Genomic DNA, 21,558 nt, shown 5'->3' with positions numbered 1-21,558 from the left:
GCGGCAGTTCCTCCAGATGGTGACCAAGAATAGGTATAAGTTCCAGTTCCTCCAGAAGCAGTTACAGTTGCTGTTCCGTTATTTGCCTGATTGCATAAAACGTCTGTTTTGGCTATTGTTGCTGTAAGAACAGAAGGTTCAGTAATAGTTACGCTTGCCGTAGTTTGACATAGGTTGGCATCTTTGACAGTAACTGTATATGTTCCTGCCGGTAAACCAGAAGCAGTTGCGGCAGTTCCCCCAGAAGGAGACCAAGAGTATGTATAAGTTCCTGTTCCTCCAGTTACATTTACTGTTGCAGATCCGTTTGAACCGCCATTACAAGAAACATCAGTTTGAGATGGTGTAGCAATAAGTGCATCAGGTTCTGTTATGGTAACACTTTGTGTTTTAGTGCAAGAGTTAGCATCTTTTACTGTTACGGTGTACGTTCCTGCTTTAAGACCAGTTGCAGTAGCTGTTGTTTGAGCAGGTGTTGTATCCCATGAATAGGTATAGCCGCCAGTTCCTCCAATTACAGAAACACTTGCAGAACCATTGTTTCCGCCATTGCAGCTAACATTTGTTTTAGCGCCTGGTGTTATTACAATAGCTGATGGCTCAGTGATTGTAAAGTTTTTTATAATAGAGCATCCATTGCTAGCAGTGATTGTTACAGAATAGTTTCCTGCAATAAGGTTGTTTGCAGTGTCAGAAGAACCTCCAGAAGGAGACCAACTATAAGTAAACGGTCCAGCGGCTCCTGAAGGAATAACTGAAGCAGAACCAGTGTTGGATCCATTGCATAGCACATTAACTTGATAAGTAGCAGCTACTAGTGTATTAGTTGTATTGATGATAAAGTTTTTAGTGACTGTACATCCATTTCCATCTGTAATGAGGCAGCTGTAATTGCCTGCTGCCAAGTTGGTAATATTTTGCGTGGTAGCACCTCCTGGTGTCCATAAATAACTATAATTACCAACACCGCCAAATGGTATTACAGAAGCATCTCCACCCGCAGAACAAGTTGCATTTGTCTGCGAGGTAGTAGCGCCTAAAACTGAAGGTTGACCTATAACAAATGTTTTGGTAATGGAACAGCCATTTGCATCCGTAATTACGCATGTGTATGTGTCGGCAGTAAGCCCAGTAGCTGTGGCTGCAGTTCCTCCAGATGGCGACCATAAGTAGGTATAATTTCCAGCCCCACCTGATGCTGTAACTGTAGCAGTTCCTGTTGCTCCGCCATTACATAAAACTTCTGTTTGAGATTGTGTTGCGTTTAAAACTGTAGGTTGTGTAATTTCAAAAGTATGCGAATTTTGGCAATTATTCTCATCAATTACGGTTATAGTATAATTACCAGCCATAAGACCACTTATTGATGTGCCATGGGCTCCAGTACTCCAGTTATAAGTGTAAGCACCAGTGCCACCTGTAACAGTTACAGAAGCTGAGCCATTCGATCCTCCATTGCAAGAAACATCGTTATGGCTAGGGGTTATGGTAAGTGCGGGAGGCTGACTTACAAGAATATCACTAATAGTTTTAGTACAAGAATTGCTATCGGTAATGGTAACAGAGTATGTACCTGCCGTAAGTCCAGATCTGTTTTGTGATGTTACTCCACCAGTCCAGCTATAGGTGTAGGGAGAAACACCTCCTGTAACGGTAAGACCAATAGAACCGTTTGCCCCTCCATAACAAGAAACATCATTGACTGATACATTTCCTGAAAGTGCTGAAGGTTGCGTAACTGCAATATTGTTGAAAGTTTTACTGCACGAGCTATTATCAGTAATTGTAACTGAATAAGTGCCAGCTGTAAGTCCTGTTCTGTCCTCACTTGTTACTCCGTCATTCCATAAGAAAGTATAAGGTCCAACACCTCCAGATGGCGTAATGTTTATTGCTCCTGTTGCTGCACCATTACAAGCTATGTGTGTTATGGCAGTTGTGGTGGCAATAGTTGCAGGTTGTGATACTTGTATGCCAGATATTGTTTTAGTGCAACCATGATTGTCAGTAATAGTAACTGAATAAGTGCCTGCTGCAAGTCCTGTTCTGTCTTCAGTAGTTACTCCGCCACCCCAGTCAAATGTATAAGGTGCCGTACCGCCAGTTGGCGTAAGGTTTATGGCTCCTGTATTGCTGCCATTACAAAGTATAGGAGTTACAGTTACTGTGCCATCAAGGGGTGCAGCAGGTTGACCTACTGCAATATTGCTTATTGTTGCCGTACAGCCATTGGCATCCGTAATAGTAACGGCATAAGTGCCTGCAATAAGTCCAGTTCTATCTTCGGTAGATGCGCCACCTACCCAGTTGAAAGTATAAGGGCTAACACCCCCCGTAGGAGTTAGGTTAATGGTACCATTAGATCCTCCAAAACATGAAGCATCAGTTACGACTGTAGTGCCTCCAAGAGCAGATGGCTGATTGATTGTAAAACTAGGTAATGTTTTTGAGCATGAATTAGAATCAGTTATGGTCACGGTATAAGTACCTGCTGTAAGTCCTGTTCTGTCTTCTGTAGTTGGTCCATCGCTCCATGCAATAGTATATGGACCCACACCTCCGCTAGGAGTAAGGTTTATAGCTCCTGTATTTCCTCCAAAACAAGCAATATGAGTAGGAACTATAGAACCAGAAATTGGAGAAGGTTGAGTTACCTCAATGCTGTTTATAGTTGCTGAACAACTTTTAGAATCTGTAATTGTAACTGAATATGTGCCAGCTGTAATTCCTGTTCTGTCCTCACTTGTTACTCCGTCATTCCATAAGAAAGTATAAGGTCCAGTACCTCCAGTTGGAGTAAGATTTATAGCTCCAGTATTTGCTCCATTACACAATACATTAGTTATAACTGTTGTTCCGCTTACCGCCGCTGCAGGCTGGACAACCGCAATATTACTTACGACCACGCTACAATTGTTAGAATCGGTAATAGTAACAGAATAAGAGCCAGCAGCAAGATTTGTTCTATCCTGTGTTGTTATTCCGCCTCCCCAGTTATAGGTATAAGATCCGCTGCCTCCTGTAGGAGTAAGATCTATAGTTCCGTTATTTCCTCCAAAGCAAGATACATTAGTAACAGTATATGGCCCTTGTATAGCCGAGTCTTGTCCTATAGTAAAAGTTTTGGATGTCATAGTTCCTTCGCTATCTGTTATATTAACCGAATAATTAGAAGGCATTAAACCTGTTATTGTTGCTGCAGTCGAACCAGTAGACCATGCATAAGTGTAAGGAGCTTTTCCTCCTGAAGGAGTTACTGTCGCGGTTCCGTTATTAACGCCATTGCAAGCATTTTTTTGTGACTGTGTAGCAGATAAGGGTGCATTAGTCATAAATGATGCAGGAGTGCCATAAGCGGTTCCAGCCGAATTCGAGGCATAAGCTCTATAATGTATAGTAGTACCCGATGGAAGAAAAGTCGCATTTACAGTAAAGGAGCCAGTACCTATACTTGCTGACAAATTTGTTACATTCGAATCGCCGATAACAGGATTTGGCATAAGAGACCAGACAATACCTCTGCTTAGTACTGTGTCACCACCGTCAGTATTTGAACCTGCTAATGTAGCGGTTAAAGCTCCATAGTTTGTTACGGGAGCTGTGGTGGTTACTGAGGGTACAACCACGGTTGAAATATTTGGTGTTGTATAATCGGTTGGCAGTATATTGAGAACGGATAAATCTGGAACATCATTATTATCATTAACCCAGTTTGTAGGATTGTTAATGCTTGATAGCAAGCTAGTTTTAGTTCCTGTTAAAGTGCCAGTATATTTTGCATTTGGATATTCAGGACCAGGCGCAGGAAATAAAGAAATACAATTTAAACCATTAGTTAAACCTGGAGGTATCACGCTCTCAGGACCTCCTGTAGCTCCTGATACTGTATTCCAAGTTGAAGTGTCATATTTCATAGAATTGTAATCTCCGTGTACTCCAGCAATAAAAAATGGCGCTGCTGGTTCTGCACCAGTAGAAGATTGATAAGCCAATATTTGATCTCCACCAGAAAGATTAAATCCTCCTCCAGGTATTGGCATAGTTATAGAACTTTGTTGGGTACCTGTCACAGCAAAAGTATTACTTGTTGCACTAGTTTCAAGTACACTTATAATAGTTCCAGCAGGTGTATTAATTGGGACAGTCCATAATAAATGAGATTCAGTATTGACAATCCAAGTTCCATTGCCCCATCCTTTATCTGTAAAATAAATTAATGTACCAGAAGGTATTTCTTTTAAAGTTATAAAGGTGAATCCATCAGTAGAAGTTCCGGTTTGATAACCAATAAAGGCTATATCGCCTCGTTCTAAAGATTGCGCTTTTATATTTTCGTGTACAAAGAAGATACAAAAGAGCATTAAAAATAAGAGTAATTTTTTTTTCATAACATACAATTTAGTTAATGACATAGATAAGCATTGTCCCAGCCTCCTAGATGCTCAGGTTTTGATAATGAGGCAAAAGCCTTAACAAAATCCCCATCGTTTATCAATGTTCCAATTTTTTTAAAGCTAATAGTATTAAAAGAATCCAAGTTTAATTGGTATATATAATGATCGAATAATGTCCTGTTGGTATCCTCATCAAATCGGATAGTGCCTCTCGGGCCGTCAATATTCAATTTATGAATTGCTTCAATTAAAGAGCTCGTTTTTAAATTAGCAGCATTTAAAAGCATATGCTTTAATATCAGTCCGTTTTCATAACCTAAGATTGAAAATAGAGAAGGACTTTCAGAATAAACTTCTTTATAATTTGAACTGAAATCTGTTGCATCAGTATCGTCCTGCATCCACGTACTCACTACATAAAGCTCATGAGGATTATTTTTATATGCATCTAAAATTTTATCATTGATAAAAAAAGGCGTTACATAAAAGGGATATTTTTGAGTGATTTTATTTTGTTTCATAAAATCGGCATTTTCTTCTGCATATAGACCACTATAAAAAGCAAAAACAGCATCAGGCTGTTGTGCATTTATAATTTCATCCATATAAGAGGCTTCATTTTCTCTTGGATTAAAAGGAGTGATGTAATGCCCTGTAAAATGATTTTGTTCTTTAAAAGCATATTCTAAAGCATGAAGAATCCCATATCCCGAATCATAAAATGATGTAGAAGTGGCTATTTTATATTTTTTGTCTGAAAAATATCTGCCTAAATGATAGCAAGATTCAGTTAGTCCCAAAGAGTTTATATATATGCCCTTGTATGCAGACTGATAAGGAGCTGTAGCTCCCAAATCTGCAACAAGCAATAAAATATCGTTATTAGAAGCATATTTATAAACCTCAGACATATTATGATGTCCAAGAAAACCAATTATAATTGAAACATCTTCCTGAAAATTAAGTTTTTGTATTTTATCGATTATTAACTTGTCATCTGCACCAATACCAATACTTTCTACAAAAAGTTTTACATTGATATTGTTAAGTTTTAAACCTCTTATAAAATCTCTGTCTAATGAAGGATACTGTTGAGACTTTGGAATTAAAATTCCGATTTTAATTTGCTTATCCATAAAATGAGATTAAAAAATAGAGGCAAAAATTGCCTCTATTATTAAATTGATTTAATTTCTGGAAGGAAAAATTCCATTTAGGGCAATACACATGTTTACAGCAAGGTATGGATCCCGTATGCTAAAAGGAATAGTACTTCCTGTTATTGCTGTTGTACCGCCAAGTGTAGCTGTTCCAGTAAGGCCTCCAATTTTATCAGTTCCACTTCCTCCTGGTTCGCTGTAGATGCTTGGTGTCGAACCGCCTGAAGCGAAAGAGTTACTTCCATTATCAGTTTCATTGGTAATTGTACCACCAGTTATAGTGGTTGCAGTTATCGCTACCGTTGCAGTACCACCTGTTAGAGCATGTACGTGAGCTGGTATGTTTGCCGTTGTTAAGGTTGTATTTTCAGTACCTGCTCTTTCTCCTATTACGACAGGACTTAGGCCAAGCCCTTGTCCGAAATGGATAGGGCTTCTTCCTCTTAGATCAGGAAGGCCGAACGTAGAAACGCCGTTGCCTCCATAAGTTGTTCCAAGTAGTGCAAAAAGAGCTGAATTTTGAGAAATTGACATAATTTGTCCATTGCAAGCAGCCCACCCAGCAGGAGGGTAGTTAAATGCGAAAGATAAAATAGTTCCCATGTATACTTCCATCATAATTTTTTTAGATTTAATAAGTTAGTATTAGTTTTGATCGTGTTTTTACTACAATGCTAAATTACTTTATAACTAAATTATGGGTACACGGGTTTATACGTGTTTTTTACTAAAGTGCTATTATTTAACACAATACCTTAAAAGTAAGAAAATAAGTTCAATATTTTGACTCAAAGAAAAATGTTTTGGGCAATAAAAAAGGCAGTAATTCTTTACTGCCTTTTTCTGTGTTTTAACTTGAGAATGTCAAGCCTTTATTTTTGAAGCTTAGATAAAGCTCTTGTCTTGCGGAACTTATGGTTTCTTCGGTTCTGTAAATACTACACCAGAACTTGATTAAGAGTTTATATTTTCCATCAGAAATTGAGCTATAATATATTTGTGATGGTTTTGAATTGTTTACCAACGGAAGGTTGGAAAGTGTGTCATTTACTATCGTATTAATTTCCTCTGGAATGGTTTCTCCATTAATTTCAAAAGTAATTTCAACCAATTTGAAATTGTCAGTATACGTCCAATTGGTAATATTTTGAGATAATAAGTTACCATTCGGAATAATGATTTCGGCACCGTTTGGAGCATTGATTTTAGTTGTTCGCAATCCCATTGATTTGATGCGGCCAGATTCTGAACTAATTTCAACCACATCACCAACTTGAATTGGTTTGTCAAAAATCAAAATAATTCCCGATACAAAATTGTTGACAATATTTTGAAGACCAAGTCCGACACCGACACCTAAAGCACCTAAAAGAATACTCAGTTTATCTAAAGGCATACCAGACGCAGCAACAGCAATTAGATAACCGCTGATCAGGACAACCAATCGTGTAATAAGTAATTTTGAATGTTGCCTTTTATTGATGTTTTCTTCATTTTCATCATCTATTTCACCAAAGAAATAAGCAACATATTTCTGCAATAAGTGCGCAGCCCAGATAATAATAAAGAATAAAACGATATTACCCAGCGTAAAGGTAATACTTCCGATTGTATTTGGATGGCTTAATAGTTTTGTCAAAGCAGCACGAAGCGACTCCCAAATATTCAAATTAGAAGCAATTACAATTAGCCACATATAGCTAATCACAATGATAAAAGGTCTTTTCAAAGTATCTGATAAACTTTCGTAATCAAACATTTTTTCAATTCCTCTTTTTACTCTAGTGGTATAAATTTGAAGTAAAATAATTTCCAAAATAATCTTCAAAAGAACGCTTAAAGCAACAATTTGAGTAAGCGATATAAAAGCTGTAAGACTTAACATATTAGAAAGAGAAACTCTTCCGAATAAATTATAAAGAATTGACAAAACATTTAGCCCAATAAAAATGATACTTGCCCATTTAAAAAAGCCTTTTATATAAAGTTCTTCTTTAAGTGTTTTGATTTGAACTAAACCGTAACGGATTCCTAAAATATTGATCGCTACAAACGCAAAACGTTGCAATAATCCGATGGTGATAAACAAATCCAAAAAGCAAAGCGCAAAAAATAATCCTAAAAGGAAAAGCCAGTTTCTCATAGCAACGCCTGACCATTGATTTTTAAAAAGGAATATTAAAACCCCAAGCAAGAAAAGCTGAATCAATTCTAAAAATAGAGCAGGAGCATACAAATTGGTAACTACAGCAATATTTAATGCAATAACCAAAACAGGAAGTAAAGCACCGCGATTTAAATATTTGAAATTTAAAAGTAAAAGATTATCAGCATAACCATTTGTTTTAAGGTATTTGATGTTACGGGAAATATACCAAAACAAAAGTCCCATAAAGAAGCACAAAGTAATAAGTCCGCCAGCTTTATAGCTTAAGTAATAAGCCGCAACATTTTCTTCAATTATAATCTTTGCTTTAATGTTGTGAGTTACCCTTTTTTTAGCGGCAGAGTCGTTAATTTGCCATAATGACGGATATTCTTTCTTAAAAATGCTGATTCCAGATTTTTCCAGTTTGCTTTCAACAGTTGCCAAAGCATTAGAAACTGCGATTTTTCGCTGTACGGTAAGTCTTTTTTTATTGTTTAAAGTAGTCTGATTTTGAGTCATCAGGCTATCAGTTGCAACATATCTTTTTCTAAGATTTCCGAATTCTTTCTTGAATTGCTTGCGGCGAATAGTGTCTTTTAATAAAGTAATTAAAGTTTTGTCTTTGCGCAGATCAATTACACGTTTCTTTATGTTTTCAAGATTTTGATTTCGGTCATTGATGGCCTTATTTTGTTCTTCCAATTCCTGCTGAATTTCCTGAAGAACAATGCGGTACATTTGCTGATTTCGCACATTTGGATTGGCTCCTTTTAAGCTGGCTAAAATTAAATCTAGTTTGCTTTCTGTGCGCTTCATGTCGCCAAAAAGATGACGGGTATCACCAGCAAAATCAATATCATTGTAAGCAGATTCTAATACTTCACCAGCTTTCTCTATTGCCATTAAATAATCGCTATCTGTAGCCGTCGTGTCGTTGAATAATCTTCCGCGACTTTCTTGTTTGACAGGTTTTTGCTCTTGAGCATAATTAACTTGCGAGAAAAAAAGAAGTAAAAATGAAGAAAGAAAATAAAAAAAACTTTTTTTAATAATCATAATGTAAGGGGCTTATATTGTGAGTTCAAAATTAATTTTTTTAATAGACTTTTAGCTAAGAAAAATTAAATTTAAAAACCATAACTGAATATTTATTAGTATTTCTATTCTGGATCTCGTGAAGCAATTTCCTGCTGGATTTTTTTAAGGAAAGTAGATTTGGCAATAAGAAAGCCATTGGTAAAGTAAATATCATTAAACTTAACAGTCCTTTTGCGAGGAATATTAATACAATAATAATTAGCGATAAGATGGCAATTAATATCAAAAAATTAATTGTTGTCTTAATCGTTTTCTATATTTTTAAAGATCTTCAAAGCTCATTTAGCTAGGTTTCTTGGTTTTCATTTTCTATTTTTACTTTAGAATTACAACAAATTTTATTTAGAAAACTTTGCAAAACAATAAGTCAGTTTTTTTGACTACCCGATAAAATTATGGAAGAAAAAGAAACTTGTCCAGCACAAAGACTATTGAAGATGTTATCTGGAAAATGGAAAGCAGAAATTTTCCGTCTCGCTGTAGAAGCTCCTTTGCGATTTAACAACTTACTACGTCAAATTCAAGGTTCAAACAAACAATCTTTAGCTACAGCTTTAAAAGAGCTGGAAGAAGAAGGTCTTTTGGAAAAAATTACAATTAAACTAAAACCACTGCATATTGAATATAATTTGACTGAAAAAGGAAAAGCTTTAATTCCTGTTTTTCAGCATTTGGAAGGATTGTCCCAATAATTCTAAATTGTTAAAAGATATATTCAAACTATTTTTCATAGTGAAAAATTATATTATTTGGGTTAAGTTTGCATTGTGCGAAAACAAATTGTCTACATATTCATTTTTCTAATAGCTTCAAACAGTAGTTTTGTACAGCAATTTTACAAATTGCCAATACTGATTGAGCATTATCAAGAACATAAAAAACTGATGGACTTAACTTTCATCGATTTCTTGTCTATGCACTATTGGGGAGAAGATTTGAAAGACAATGATGCTGATCGCGATATGCAGCTTCCTTTTAAAACAATCAGCAGCAGCGCTTTTCATTTTGTTTTTATTTTAGACGACAAAGATTTGCTTCCAGTTCCTTTTAATCTGGAATTGCCTCAATCAAAAATTCCTACTTATAGATCAGATCTTTTTTCAGATCCAAATCTACTATCCTTATTTAGACCGCCAATCGCATAATTATTTTTTAAAATTTTTATTGAAGCAGCTGAAAAATTTCGTTTTCCAGCCGCTTATCTATTATTTTTTAATTAATACATTATGCTTAATAAAGTAATTCAGTTCTCAGTTAAGAACAAACTGGCAATTGGAATCTTTACACTGTTGTGGATTGTCTACGGCGTGTATGAGGTTACTCAATTACCAATTGATGCCGTGCCAGACATCACTAATAATCAGGTACAAATTATCACAACAGCGCCATCTTTAGGAGCTGAAGATGTAGAAAGACTGATCACTTTTCCAATTGAACAAGCTATTAGCAATATTCCGCATCTTAAAGAGAGCAGAAGTATTTCGAGATTCGGACTTTCATTAGTAAGTGTTGTTTTTGAAGACGATGCCGACGTCTATTGGGCAAGACAGCAGATTACCGAAAGACTGCAGCAAGTAGAAATAGACCGAAATGCTAACAGGCCAGAAATGGCTCCAGTAACCACTGGTTTAGGAGAAATTTACCAATATGTTTTAAAGCCAAAACCAGGGTTTGAAGAAAAATATTCTTTAGAAGATTTAAGAACAATCCAAGATTGGACAATCAGGAGACAGCTTTTAGGAACAGCAGGAATTGCTGATGTTTCTACTTTTGGCGGAAAATTGAAACAGTATGAGATTGCTGTAAATCCTGCCAGATTGAAAGCTCAAAATCTAACCATCAGCGAAGTTTTTACAGCTCTAAACAGCAGTAACGAAAACACTGGTGGAGCTTATATTGAGAAAGGACCAACAGTATCTTATATTAGAAGTACTGGTTTAGCTAAAAGTATTGAAGATATTGAAAACATTGTGGTTAAAAGTACACAAGGCGGACTTCCAATTTTAGTAAAAGATGTTGCTGATGTTAAGATTTCTTCGGCAATTCGTTACGGTGCATTGACGACAGACGAATATGGTGAATCTGTCGGCGGAATTGTTATGATGCTGAAAGGAGAAAATGCTAATAATGTTATTGTCAACGTAAAGGACAAAATTGCCGAAATTGAAAAAATTCTTCCAGAAGGTTTAAAAATTGAGCCATTTTTAGACAGAACAAAAATGGTAGACAACGCCATTGGAACTGTCGAAAAAAACTTAATTGAAGGGGCGTTAATCGTAGTTCTTATTTTGGTTTTATTCCTCGGAAATCTAAGAGCAGGTTTTATCGTGGCTTCAGTTATCCCGCTGGCGATGCTTTTTGCTATCATTATGATGAATACTTTTGGCGTAAGCGGAAATCTAATGAGCCTTGGCGCCTTAGATTTCGGATTAATTGTCGACGGAGCCGTTATTATTGTGGAAGCCATTCTGCACCATCTTCATAGTTCAAAAAAATACAAAGCAATAGATTCTATTTCGCAAGAAGAAATGGATAAAGAAGTGACAGGATCTGCCGCACGAATGATGAACGCTGCAGTTTTTGGACAAATCATCATATTGATTGTTTATCTGCCAATTCTTTCGTTGCAGGGAATTGAAGGTAAAATGTTCAAGCCAATGGCGCAGACTGTTGCTTTTGCCATTTTAGGAGCTTTCATTTTGTCATTGACTTACGTACCAATGGTCAGCGCTCTATTTTTAAGCAAAAAAATCAGCCATAAAAAGAATCTTTCGGATCGTATCATGGAAAGATTAGAAAATGCTTATGAAGGTTGGCTTACTAAAGCTTTAGATATTAGAAAGGCAATTGTAATTGCTGCCTTTGTACTTTTTGGAATAGCACTTTTATTATTCGGAAGAATGGGAGGAGAATTTATTCCGCAATTAGAAGAAGGAGATTTTGCTGTAGAAACTCGTTTGCTTTTGGGAACGAATCTCTCTACAACTACCGAAACCATCACGAAAATTTCTAAAGAATTAAAGAAAGAATACCCAGAAGTGCAACAAGTAGTTTCGAGAATTGGTAGTGCAGAAATTCCAACTGATCCAATGCCAATTGAAGGTGGAGATATGATTATTGTTCTAAAAGACAAATCGGAATGGACAAGCGCTTCTTCGTTTTCTGAATTAGCTGATAAAATGACTAAAACAGTTAAACGAATTGCGCCAGGAGTTACAACTGGATTTCAATTTCCTGTTCAAATGCGTTTTAACGAATTAATGACAGGAGCAAAACAAGATTTGGTTTGTAAAATTTACGGAGAAGATCTTGAGAAACTTTCTGAATATGCTGAAAAATTAGGAGCAATTAGTAAAACCGTTGAAGGCGCAGCCGATCTTTATGTTGAAAAAGTTACGGGAATGCCTCAAATCGTAATTGATTACAATTGGGCAGAAATGGCGAAATACGGTTTGCGTGTTGCTGATGTGAATGCAACGATTAACGCCGCTTTTGCAGGTGCTGTTGCTGGAAGTATTTACGAAGGTGAAAAGCGTTTTGATATGGTAATTCGTGTTGAAGACAATGGAAGAAAAGGAATTGAAGATGTTCGAAATCTTTTGATTGCAACGCCATCTGGAATGCAGATTCCGCTTTATCAAGTTGCTAAAGTAGATGAAGTGGAAGGTCCAAACCAAATTCAGAGAGAGAATGCAAAACGAAGAATCATCGTAGGATTCAACGTTCGAGGACGAGACGTGCAGTCTATTGTCGAAGAATTACAGCAAAAGGTAAACAAACAAATCAAATTTGATCCAGGATATTATATCACTTATGGCGGAGCTTTTGAGAACCTTCAACAGGCAAAAGCGAGATTAGGAGTTGCAGTTCCAGCCGCTTTATTGATGATTTTCGCTTTATTATATTTTGCTTTCAGATCATTTAAAGAAGGAATTATCATTTTTACAGCCATTCCGCTTTCTGCAATTGGAGGTGTTTTTGCCTTATTCTTACGAGATATGCCTTTTAGTATTTCGGCTGGAGTTGGGTTTATTGCACTCTTTGGTGTAGCGGTTTTAAACGGAATTGTATTAATATCCGAATTTAACCGAATTCAAAAACATGGAGAAATCACAGATCCTTTTGACATTATTTTATTAGGAACCAAAAATAGATTACGTCCAGTTTTAATGACAGCTGCTGTGGCTTCATTAGGATTTCTCCCGATGGCGTTGAGTAACGGAGCAGGAGCAGAGGTACAGCGTCCGCTGGCAACAGTCGTAATCGGTGGATTGGTGACAGCAACACTTTTAACTCTTTTTGTACTTCCAGCTATTTATTTGATGACTTATCACGCAAAAGGATTTTCTAAAAAAAGAAAAAAACACATGAACAATCTAACCATTTTATTGAGCATTCTTTTTATTGGTAGCATGGCAAATGCACAGCAATTGCCAATTTCGCTAGACGAATCGATTTCAATTGCGATTCAAAACAACAGAACCATTAAATCGGCCAAATTAAACGAACAGTCTAAAAGCCATTTGCAAAAAACGGGATATAATCTTCCGCAGACACAAATCGATGCCGATTACGGACAGTTTAACAGTGCACAGAAAGACACGAGATTTGGAATTAGCCAAACTTTTGCTTTTCCTACCGTTTACAGCAATCAGAAAAAAGCATTTCAAGCCGATTTTAATAAAGCAAAAGCTGAAGTTCAGCTGACTTCTCAGGAAATTAAAACCAGAGTCAGAAATGTTTATTATGATTATTTATGGCTTCAAAGTAAAAAAGAACTTTTGGTTTACGCTGATTCCATTTATAGAATCATGGAAAAGAAATCGGATTTGAGATTTAAAGCGGGTGAGGCTAATGTTTTAGAAAAAAGCGCTTCGCAATCTGCCAGACAGTTTTACAGCAATCAATTGGTAATGGTAAACAGAGATATCGAAATTGCTTTAAATTCGTTTAATGCTATACTTCAAGATAAAATTGAACATACTCCTAAAAAGCAAAAACTAAAAGCAGTTTTAAATCGAGCATCAATCGAAAATTTAAAGACAGAAAATCTTCCTGCTGTTCAGCGTTCGCAATTTGAATCGGAATCTGCCAAATGGAGATGGAAAACAGAAAATGCTAAAATGCTTCCAGAAATTACTTTAGGTTATAATAATTTAAGTATTATCGGAACTCAAACTAACACTTCAGGTCAGGAAGTTTATTATGATAGTTTACAAAGATTTAATTATGTAAATGCAGGACTTTCAATCCCTGTTTTTTTTACAAGTCAGTCTGAACGAAAAAGAGCAGCAAAGGCAGAATATGAAAGTTATGCAGAGTTGTCTGAAGCTTTAAAAATAGAAGTAAAAACTAATATTGAAAATGCAGATCGCGAGCTGAAAAAATACGAAGAAAGCTTGGCGTATTATGAAACGGACGGATTGAAAAATGCTCAAACGATTATCGAAGCTTCAAGCAGCCAATTGCAAAACGGTGATATTGACTATTTGCAATGGGTTTTGGTAGTAAATCAGGCCATTACAATTAAAAGTGAATATCTGGATGCTTTGAACGCTTATAATAAAGCAGTCGTGACACTTCAAAATCTAAATAACATCTAAAATGAAAAAATATATTGCAGCGTTTATAGGCGCTATATTTCTAATTTCTTGCGGAAATAAGAAAAATGAGGAAACTAAAAGTGCTGAAAATAAAAGCATTGATATTATCAAATTAAGTCCTGAGCAAGTAAAAAACGCTGGACTAGAAAGCGGTAATCCGACTATGAAAAATGTCAAAGAGATTTTACAGCTTCAAGGAACTGTAACGGTTCCTCCAAAAAGTGTTATCAGTATTAGTATTCCGCTGGGAGGTTATGTAAAAAGTACAAATCTTATTGCGGGAATGAATGTTCAGAAAGGTCAGGTTTTGGCCATTTTAGAAGATATGCAGTTTATCGAATTGCAGCAGGATTATCTTATGGCAAAAGAAAAGTTTGAATTGGCTCAAAATGAACATAGAAGACAGAAAGAATTGAATGTAAACAAAGCGGCAAGCGATAAGGTTTTAGAGCAGATTACTACTGAAATGAGAACTCAACGAATTACAATGTCTTCGTTAGAACAAAAATTAAATTTATTAGGAATTAATGCTAAAACATTAAATCCCAACAATATTAGCAAAACCATAAAAGTAGTTTCACCTATTAATGGTTTGGTTTCCAAAGTAAATGTCAATATCGGAAAATATGTAAATCCGACTGATATGCTTTTTGAACTAATCGATAAAAAAGACATTGTTTTAACTTTAAACGCATTCGAAAAAGATGTTACTTCTCTTTCGATTGGGCAGAACGTTACGGTTTATGCAAATGCTTCTGACACTAAGAAATACGGAGCTAAAATTGCGTTTATCAATCAAAGTTTGAACGGAGATCGTGCGGCTGAAATTATCTGTAAAGTAAATGCATACAATCCGGCTCTTCTGCCAGGTTTATTTATAAATGCGGAAGTTGAAGTTGAAAATCAAAAAGCGCTGACAGTTCCAGAAGATGCTGTTGTGCGTTGGGAAGGCAAATTTTATGTATTTACAGAACTTGGCAATAACCAGTTTCAAATGGTAGAAGTGAAATCTGGAGTTAAAAACGAAGGATATAATCAGATTATCTCTGATGTTATTTCTAGTTCTTCTAAAGTGGTAATAAAAAACGCTTACACTTTATTGATGTCTGCCATGAATAACGATGAACAATAATGTTTAATTTCTGATTGCAATTTAGAGTAAACATGAGAACCCAGTAAATTTAGTTATACTGGGTTTTTTAATTTAAATAAATAATTCATTCCGTCGGAATGTTTCGTCGGTAGAAAAAAAATGAATTGTGATTCTACGTTCCGTAGGAACGTTTGATTAATTAATGATTTGCTTTTTATGTATAATCAAGTGTCCCTACAGGACACTCACAAACGAATACGTTTTTTTTCTACCGACGAGATTATTGATGATAGAAATTAATTATTTATCAAAATAATTTCATCTCCAGCAATAGCAAAAATAGTATGATCTGATTCAGGTTTCATAATAAATTTCCCTGTAAATTCTCCAAAAGCAGGCAATATCATTTGGTTGCTTTTTTGGAAAAAACATTTCAGTTTTAAACTTTGAAGCCCTAATCCGCGCAAGATTATTCCAGGATGAATATGCCCAGAAAAATTAAAAAAATCTTCTTTTTCTGTCGGATGATGCGTAAACAAAAAATGGTCAATTTCTAGAGAGTCAACAACAAGAATTCCAATTTCATAATAATGTTTTTGGTCGATTATATCGTGATTTCCTTCCACTAAATAAGTTTCCTGATTATGATTGGAAATCCATTCTTCAAATAAATTCCATTCGGCGTTTTTGACGCTGTGAAATAAATCTCCTAAAAAAATGATTTTTTCGGGTTTGAAATATTCCAGAATCTCGGTGATTTTCCTAAAATTTTCTGAAACAGCACTTTGCGGAACTGCGATTCCGTGTTTTCTAAAATGCGTTACTTTTCCTAAATGCACATCAGAAATGATAATCATTTTTTTGGATTCCCAATAAACAGCTCCGCTTGGATGAAGTATAAAATTTTCGTTTTTGATTTCAATTTTCATAAGCTGTTATTTCATGTAAGAAGCTGTCATTTTTTGAATTCTTTCTGCTAGAGTTTCACTAGAAAGTTTTTCCCGCAATCGATCTGTAATGATAGGAAAACTAAATGGAGTTGGTTTCAAACATTGTTTCCAGATGATTTTCTGATTGGCAATTCTTTCTAATGCTAAAATCAAACGTCCTTCTTCTAATTGATGTTCAAAGGTTTCGCGATACGCCTGATGCAATAATAAATTATCAGGCTCAAAATCTCTAAAGACTTCAAATAACAATTGAGAGCCACTTTGCAAATGTTTTGTTTTAACCATTTTTCCTGGAAAACCGGTAAAGACTAATCCCGAAATTACCGCAATATCTCTAAACTTTCTTCGCGCCATTTCGGTTGAATTTAGACTTTTCTGCAAATCATGATGCACATATTCGGTTGAGAATAAATTATTGTCTAAAACGGCTTCGATATCTATTTCCTGATCCGAAAGCAATTCAAATCCGTAATCATTATATGCCAAAGAAAAAGTGATTGATTGTAATAAACTAATTCTAAATGCCAATAAACTAGCTAAAGCCTCGTGCACAAAACGTCCTTCAAACGGATAAAAAATAGAATGAAATCCTTCTCTGGTCTTAAAAGTTTCGATTAAAAATTCATCTGAACTTGGTACAATAGATTCTTTTCGCTGTCTTTTGAATAAAGGCTGTAAAGCTTTTAATTCTGGCGAAAGATTATCTGTATTGGCACGATACAATTCTTTTCGAAGCAATTCGCCCATTTGGGAAGATAAAGCCAAACGTCCACCCATCCAGCTCGCGATTTTAGATTCTTTTTTTGGACTCGCTTTTTTAACCAGAACCTGCATATTCCTGATTTTGAATAATTCCAGTTTTTTTCCAGCAAAAATAAAAGTATCTCCAGGTTTTAGTTTCGATATGAACCATTCTTCAATCGTTCCGATATAACCGCCACTCATATATTTTACATTCATTACAGCATCGCCAACAATAGTTCCAATCTGCATTCTGTGGTGCATGGCAATCATTCTGCTGTTTATTTTGTAACAGCCGTTTTCATCAATTTCAACTTTTTTAAATTCATCATAGGCATGTAAGCTCTGACTTCCTTGAGTAATAAAATTTAAAACCCAATTCCAGTTTTCGTCGCTAATAGTTTGATAACTGAAAGTTCCCTGAATTTCTTTTAAAATTTCATTTGGATAAAATCCGTCAGAAACTGCCAGAGTGTTTAAATATTGAACCAAAACATCCCAACTATTCAAATACGGAACACGATCTTCGATCACACTGTTTTCAACTGCTTTTTTCAAAGCAGAAGCTTCTATTAATTCAATAGCGTGAGTAGCAAGAAAATAAATAACGCTTTCCTTTCCAGGCTGATGTCCGCTTCGTCCGGCACGCTGCATAAAACGAGCAACGCCTTTTGGACCGCCAACTTGAATAATTGATTCGACAGGAGCAAAGTCAACTCCCAAATCTAAACTCGAAGTGCAGACCACGACTTTTAATTCTTCATTTCGAATGGCATTTTCTACCCAAAGTCTGGTTTCTCTGTCAATACTTCCGTGATGCATCGCCATTTCACCTGCAAATTCAGGATATTTTTCTAATAATCTTTGATACCAGATTTCGCAAGCAGAACGAACATTGGTAAAAATAAGTGTCGTTTTGCTGGCTTTTATAATTTTTGCTGCTTCATCAATCAAATGCAATCCCATGTGTCCGCGCCATGGATACGTATCCATTTTCTCTGGAATTATCGAAACAACTTTTATTTTTTTATTAATGACCGCTTTGATTAAAACAGAATTATGAAAGGCTTCAGAATCAACTCCTAGCAAGACTTCTTGTGCTTGTTGTAAATTGCCAATTGTAGCTGAGATTCCCCAAATTCGAATATTTTTAGCAATTGTTTTGAGCCGCGATAATGCCAATTCTACTTGAACACCTCTTTTTGTTCCCAATAATTCGTGCCATTCATCAATTACTATTGAACTGCAATTTTTAAAAATACTTGCATAACCTTTTGTTGCCAAAAGCAATTGCAGACTTTCAGGAGTTGTAATCAGTAAATCTGGAATTTTGTTTTTTTGCTTGGCTCGTTCAGCAGATGAAGTATCTCCAGAACGAATCCCGACTGTCATTGGAATATCTAAATCGGTTAGAACTCTTTCGGCTGCTTGTTTGATTTCAACAGATAAAGAACGTAAAGGCGTAATCCAAATGGCTTTTAATCCTGAATTGTGCTTGGTTTTGTAATTCGGATTTTCTTTAATGTAGTTTAAAATGATAGGAAGCCAAAGCGCATAGGTTTTTCCGCTTCCAGTTGGAGCATTTAGCAAGCCATTTTTTCCCTGCAAAAAAGCAGTCCAAGTCTGTGTCTGAAACGGAAAAGGTTTCCATCCCTGACTTTCAAACCAATTATTGGCAATATTAAATAACTGCTCTCTATTCATTATGAAATCATATTTTTTAAATCTTCTATCGAATTGGCGTCTTCAATTTTTTTATCGTGTCGCCATCTTAAAATTCGCGGAAAACGTGTTGCAACTCCGCTTTTGTGTCTTTTGGAAAGCGCTATGCCTTCAAAACCAATTTCAAAAACCAATTTTGGAGTCACGCTTCTCACTGGACCAAAACGTTCTAAAGTGTTTTTTTTGATGAAATCATCTACCATTCTAAATTCTGCATCGGTTAAACCAGAATACGCTTTCGCGAAAGTTACTAGTTCACGTTCATTATTTTCATTTTCCTGCCAAAGTGCAAAAGTATAATCGGTAAAAAGATTGGATCTTCTTCCGTGTCCGCGCATGGCGTAGGTGAGGACTGCGTCTATGGTTAAAGGTTCGATTTTCCATTTCCACCAATCGCCTTTCTTTCTTCCCACCAAATACGGAGAATCTTTTCTTTTGAGCATTAAACCTTCACTTTTCATTTCGCGCGATTTCATTCTTTCATTTATAACATCTTCCCAAGTAGAAAAAGTAAATCTTTCTGAAAGTTGTAATGGAATTTCTTTTCCAATTAAAGTCGTAAATAATTCTTCTAATAAAGTACGGCGTTTTTCGTAAGGCAGATTTCGAATGTCATTTCCCTGCCATTCCAATAAATCATAAGCTTTAATAATAACAGGCGTATTTTTTAAAACAGAAGCTGATACATTTTTACGGCCAATTCGGGTTTGCAAATCATTAAATGCCCCAATTTGATTGTCTATGAAAGGAAGAATTTCGCCATCAATAACAGTTCCGTCTGGAATATTTCCAATGAAAGATTGAAATTCAGGATACTTATCGGTTACCAATTCTTCACCACGGCTCCAGACATAGATTTCATTATCACGAATAATAGTCTGCGACCGAATTCCGTCCCATTTATGTTCTGCACTCCAGTCTTCTGGATTTCCTAAACTTTCCGGTTCGCCTTCAATTGGATAAGCCAAATAAAACGGATAAGGTTTGGATAAATAATCACTGTTTCTTTCATCCAAAATCAATTCTTGAAATGTAATTGTATTCGGATTCCAATCGCCCATTAATTTATAAGCGAGCGTATCTTCGTCAATATTTTCAGCTTTAGAAAGTGCTCGAGTCATTAACTTTTGACTTAAACCAATTCTAAAACTGCCTGTAATTAATTTAGTGAAAACGAATCTTTCATAATAATTTAAATTCAGCCAATTGGTTTGTAAGTATTCTTTTTTCTCTGAATCAGTTTTCTTTTTTAAAGCGATGATTTCCTGTAAAAATTCGGTCAAGCTTTTATCGGAATGTTCTTTTGTAGTGGGAATAACCAACGCAATTGTTTCTGCCAAATCGCCCACAATATGATAACTTTCTTCAAAAAGCCAAAGCGGAATATTGGCCAATTCGTTTGCCCATAAACGTAATAAAGTGGTATTTACAGGTCGGGGAGGGCGACGGTGCGAAAGTATGGCAATTGTCCAGACTTTATCTTCATCGCTTGCTTTTAGAAAATAATTAGTCAGCGCATCAACTTTTACCGATGTTTTATTAGAACTATCTAAGGTTTTTATAAGCTCGGCAAAGTTTTTCATTTAATTATGAATTTTGAGTTATTAGATATGAGTTTGACATTAATAATTTACAATTCACAATTCATCATTATTTACATCATTCGTTTCTCCTTCGTATTGTGTGTTTGCGGTTCTGGCATCGTAACCTAATTCTCTTAAGTATCTCGAAAATATGTCTGAATATCCGTGAGTGCAGATTACTTTTTCAGCTCCTGTGGCTTTTATGCTTTCCAATAAACCTGTCCAATCACAGTGATCGCTTAAAACAAATCCGCGGTCAACGGCGCGTCTGCGTCTGGCTCCGCGAAAAGCCATCCAGCCGCTTGCTGTTCCGGTCACAAAAGGAGTCATTTTTCTAATCCAAGTGCTTCCGTGCGCGCTTGGAGGTGCAATTACTATATTGCCAAGTAAATCTTCTTTTTTAGTTTCAGATGTTACTCTTATAGTTGGAGGAAGATCAATCATCGAACGGACAATGTTGGTCATGTTTTCTATTGCTCCATGTGTGTAAATTTGACCGATGCTTGGGTCAAGATATTTTAGTAATCGTTGTGCTTTTCCTAAAGAATATCCAAATAATACAGATGTTTTTCCTTCTGCATGATTCTCAGCCCACCAATTATTAATTTCAGTCATGACATCAGCTTGCGGTTCCCATTTAAAAGCGGGAAGGCCAAAGGTGCATTCTGTTATAAAAGAATGGCATTTTACCACTTCGTACGGGACAGAAATTCCGTCATCTTCTGTTTTGTAATCTCCAGTGAAAACCCAAATTTCACCTTTGTATTCAACCCTTATTTGGGCAGAACCAATAATATGGCCTGCAGGATGAAAAGAAAATTTCACTCCATTTATCGTAAAAGTTTCATTCCAATTTTTTCCTGAAACATTAATTTCCCCTAAACGATGTTTTATAATCGGAATATTTGAATAATGTGTGATGTAATTTTGATGCCCCCAACGCGCGTGATCAGAATGGCCATGTGTAATAATGGCATTTTTTACTGGACGCCAAGGATCTAAATAGACATCAGCCTGCTGGCAGTAAATTCCTTTATCGTTAAATTGAAGTAATGGCTGATTCAT

12 protein-coding genes are annotated in these 21,558 nt (G+C 35.8%); 4 read left to right on the top strand and 8 right to left on the bottom strand.

What is annotated here, in order from left to right:
- The 4 genes from NU08_RS20905 to NU08_RS20890 form a co-directional block, all read right to left on the bottom strand.
- Nucleotides 1–4,388, bottom strand: a 4,388-nt coding sequence (locus tag NU08_RS20905) for a beta strand repeat-containing protein (RefSeq protein WP_207214087.1), incomplete at its 3' end; no start/stop codon positions are given.
- A 14-nt stretch (nt 4,389–4,402) separates the two neighbouring features.
- Nucleotides 4,403–5,530 carry an ABC transporter substrate-binding protein gene (locus NU08_RS20900; protein ID WP_129748986.1) on the bottom strand — a complete coding sequence of 376 codons (1,128 nt, stop codon included), beginning with the start codon at nt 5,528–5,530 and terminating at the stop codon, nt 4,403–4,405.
- A gap of 51 nt (nt 5,531–5,581) precedes the next feature.
- On the bottom strand, nt 5,582–6,172 hold the full coding sequence (locus tag NU08_RS20895) for a phage tail protein (RefSeq protein ID WP_242502619.1): 591 nt from the start codon (nt 6,170–6,172) through the stop codon (nt 5,582–5,584).
- Nucleotides 6,173–6,404: 232 nt separating this feature from the next.
- Nucleotides 6,405–8,759 carry a mechanosensitive ion channel family protein gene (locus NU08_RS20890; protein ID WP_129748985.1) on the bottom strand — a complete coding sequence of 785 codons (2,355 nt, stop codon included), beginning with the start codon at nt 8,757–8,759 and terminating at the stop codon, nt 6,405–6,407.
- Nucleotides 8,760–9,196: 437 nt separating this feature from the next.
- Here NU08_RS20890 and NU08_RS20885 point away from each other — a divergent pair, with 437 nt between their 5' ends.
- The 4 genes from NU08_RS20885 to NU08_RS20870 all read left to right on the top strand — a co-directional run bounded on the left by NU08_RS20885 (nt 9,197) and on the right by NU08_RS20870 (nt 15,536).
- Nucleotides 9,197–9,493, top strand: a complete 297-nt coding sequence (locus NU08_RS20885) for a winged helix-turn-helix transcriptional regulator (protein ID WP_129748984.1) — start codon at nt 9,197–9,199, stop codon at nt 9,491–9,493.
- 192 nt (nt 9,494–9,685) lie between these two features.
- Nucleotides 9,686–9,946 carry a hypothetical protein gene (locus NU08_RS20880; RefSeq protein ID WP_242502618.1) on the top strand — a complete coding sequence of 87 codons (261 nt, stop codon included), beginning with the start codon at nt 9,686–9,688 and terminating at the stop codon, nt 9,944–9,946.
- 81 nt (nt 9,947–10,027) lie between these two features.
- Nucleotides 10,028–14,404 carry a CusA/CzcA family heavy metal efflux RND transporter gene (locus tag NU08_RS20875; protein WP_129748982.1) on the top strand — a complete coding sequence of 1,459 codons (4,377 nt, stop codon included), beginning with the start codon at nt 10,028–10,030 and terminating at the stop codon, nt 14,402–14,404.
- Nucleotide 14,405: 1 nt separating this feature from the next.
- On the top strand, nt 14,406–15,536 hold the full coding sequence (locus NU08_RS20870) for an efflux RND transporter periplasmic adaptor subunit (RefSeq protein ID WP_129748981.1): 1,131 nt from the start codon (nt 14,406–14,408) through the stop codon (nt 15,534–15,536).
- A 257-nt stretch (nt 15,537–15,793) separates the two neighbouring features.
- Here NU08_RS20870 and pdeM read toward each other — a convergent pair whose 3' ends face one another.
- The 4 genes from pdeM to NU08_RS20850 are packed head-to-tail and all read right to left on the bottom strand — an operon-like array spanning nt 15,794 to nt 21,558.
- Nucleotides 15,794–16,426: a ligase-associated DNA damage response endonuclease PdeM gene (gene pdeM / locus NU08_RS20865; RefSeq protein WP_129748980.1), complete on the bottom strand. Its 633-nt coding sequence runs from the start codon at nt 16,424–16,426 to the stop codon at nt 15,794–15,796.
- A gap of 6 nt (nt 16,427–16,432) precedes the next feature.
- A complete protein-coding gene (locus tag NU08_RS20860; RefSeq protein WP_129748979.1) occupies nt 16,433–18,892 on the bottom strand; it encodes a ligase-associated DNA damage response DEXH box helicase in 2,460 nt (819 codons plus the stop codon).
- Nucleotides 18,892–20,493 (bottom strand): ATP-dependent DNA ligase, encoded by a 1,602-nt coding sequence (locus tag NU08_RS20855; protein ID WP_129748978.1) that lies wholly within the window; start codon nt 20,491–20,493, stop codon nt 18,892–18,894. The genes NU08_RS20860 and NU08_RS20855 overlap by 1 nt, the downstream gene beginning before the upstream one ends.
- 54 nt (nt 20,494–20,547) lie before the next feature.
- Nucleotides 20,548–21,558 carry a ligase-associated DNA damage response exonuclease gene (locus NU08_RS20850; protein ID WP_129748977.1) on the bottom strand — a complete coding sequence of 337 codons (1,011 nt, stop codon included), beginning with the start codon at nt 21,556–21,558 and terminating at the stop codon, nt 20,548–20,550.

The organism is Flavobacterium anhuiense, assembly GCF_004151235.1.
Taxonomy (GTDB): Bacteria; Bacteroidota; Bacteroidia; order Flavobacteriales; family Flavobacteriaceae; genus Flavobacterium; species Flavobacterium anhuiense_A.
The sequence above is the reverse complement of the archived record's forward strand: the minus strand, read 5'-3'. Positions and strand labels throughout refer to the sequence as shown.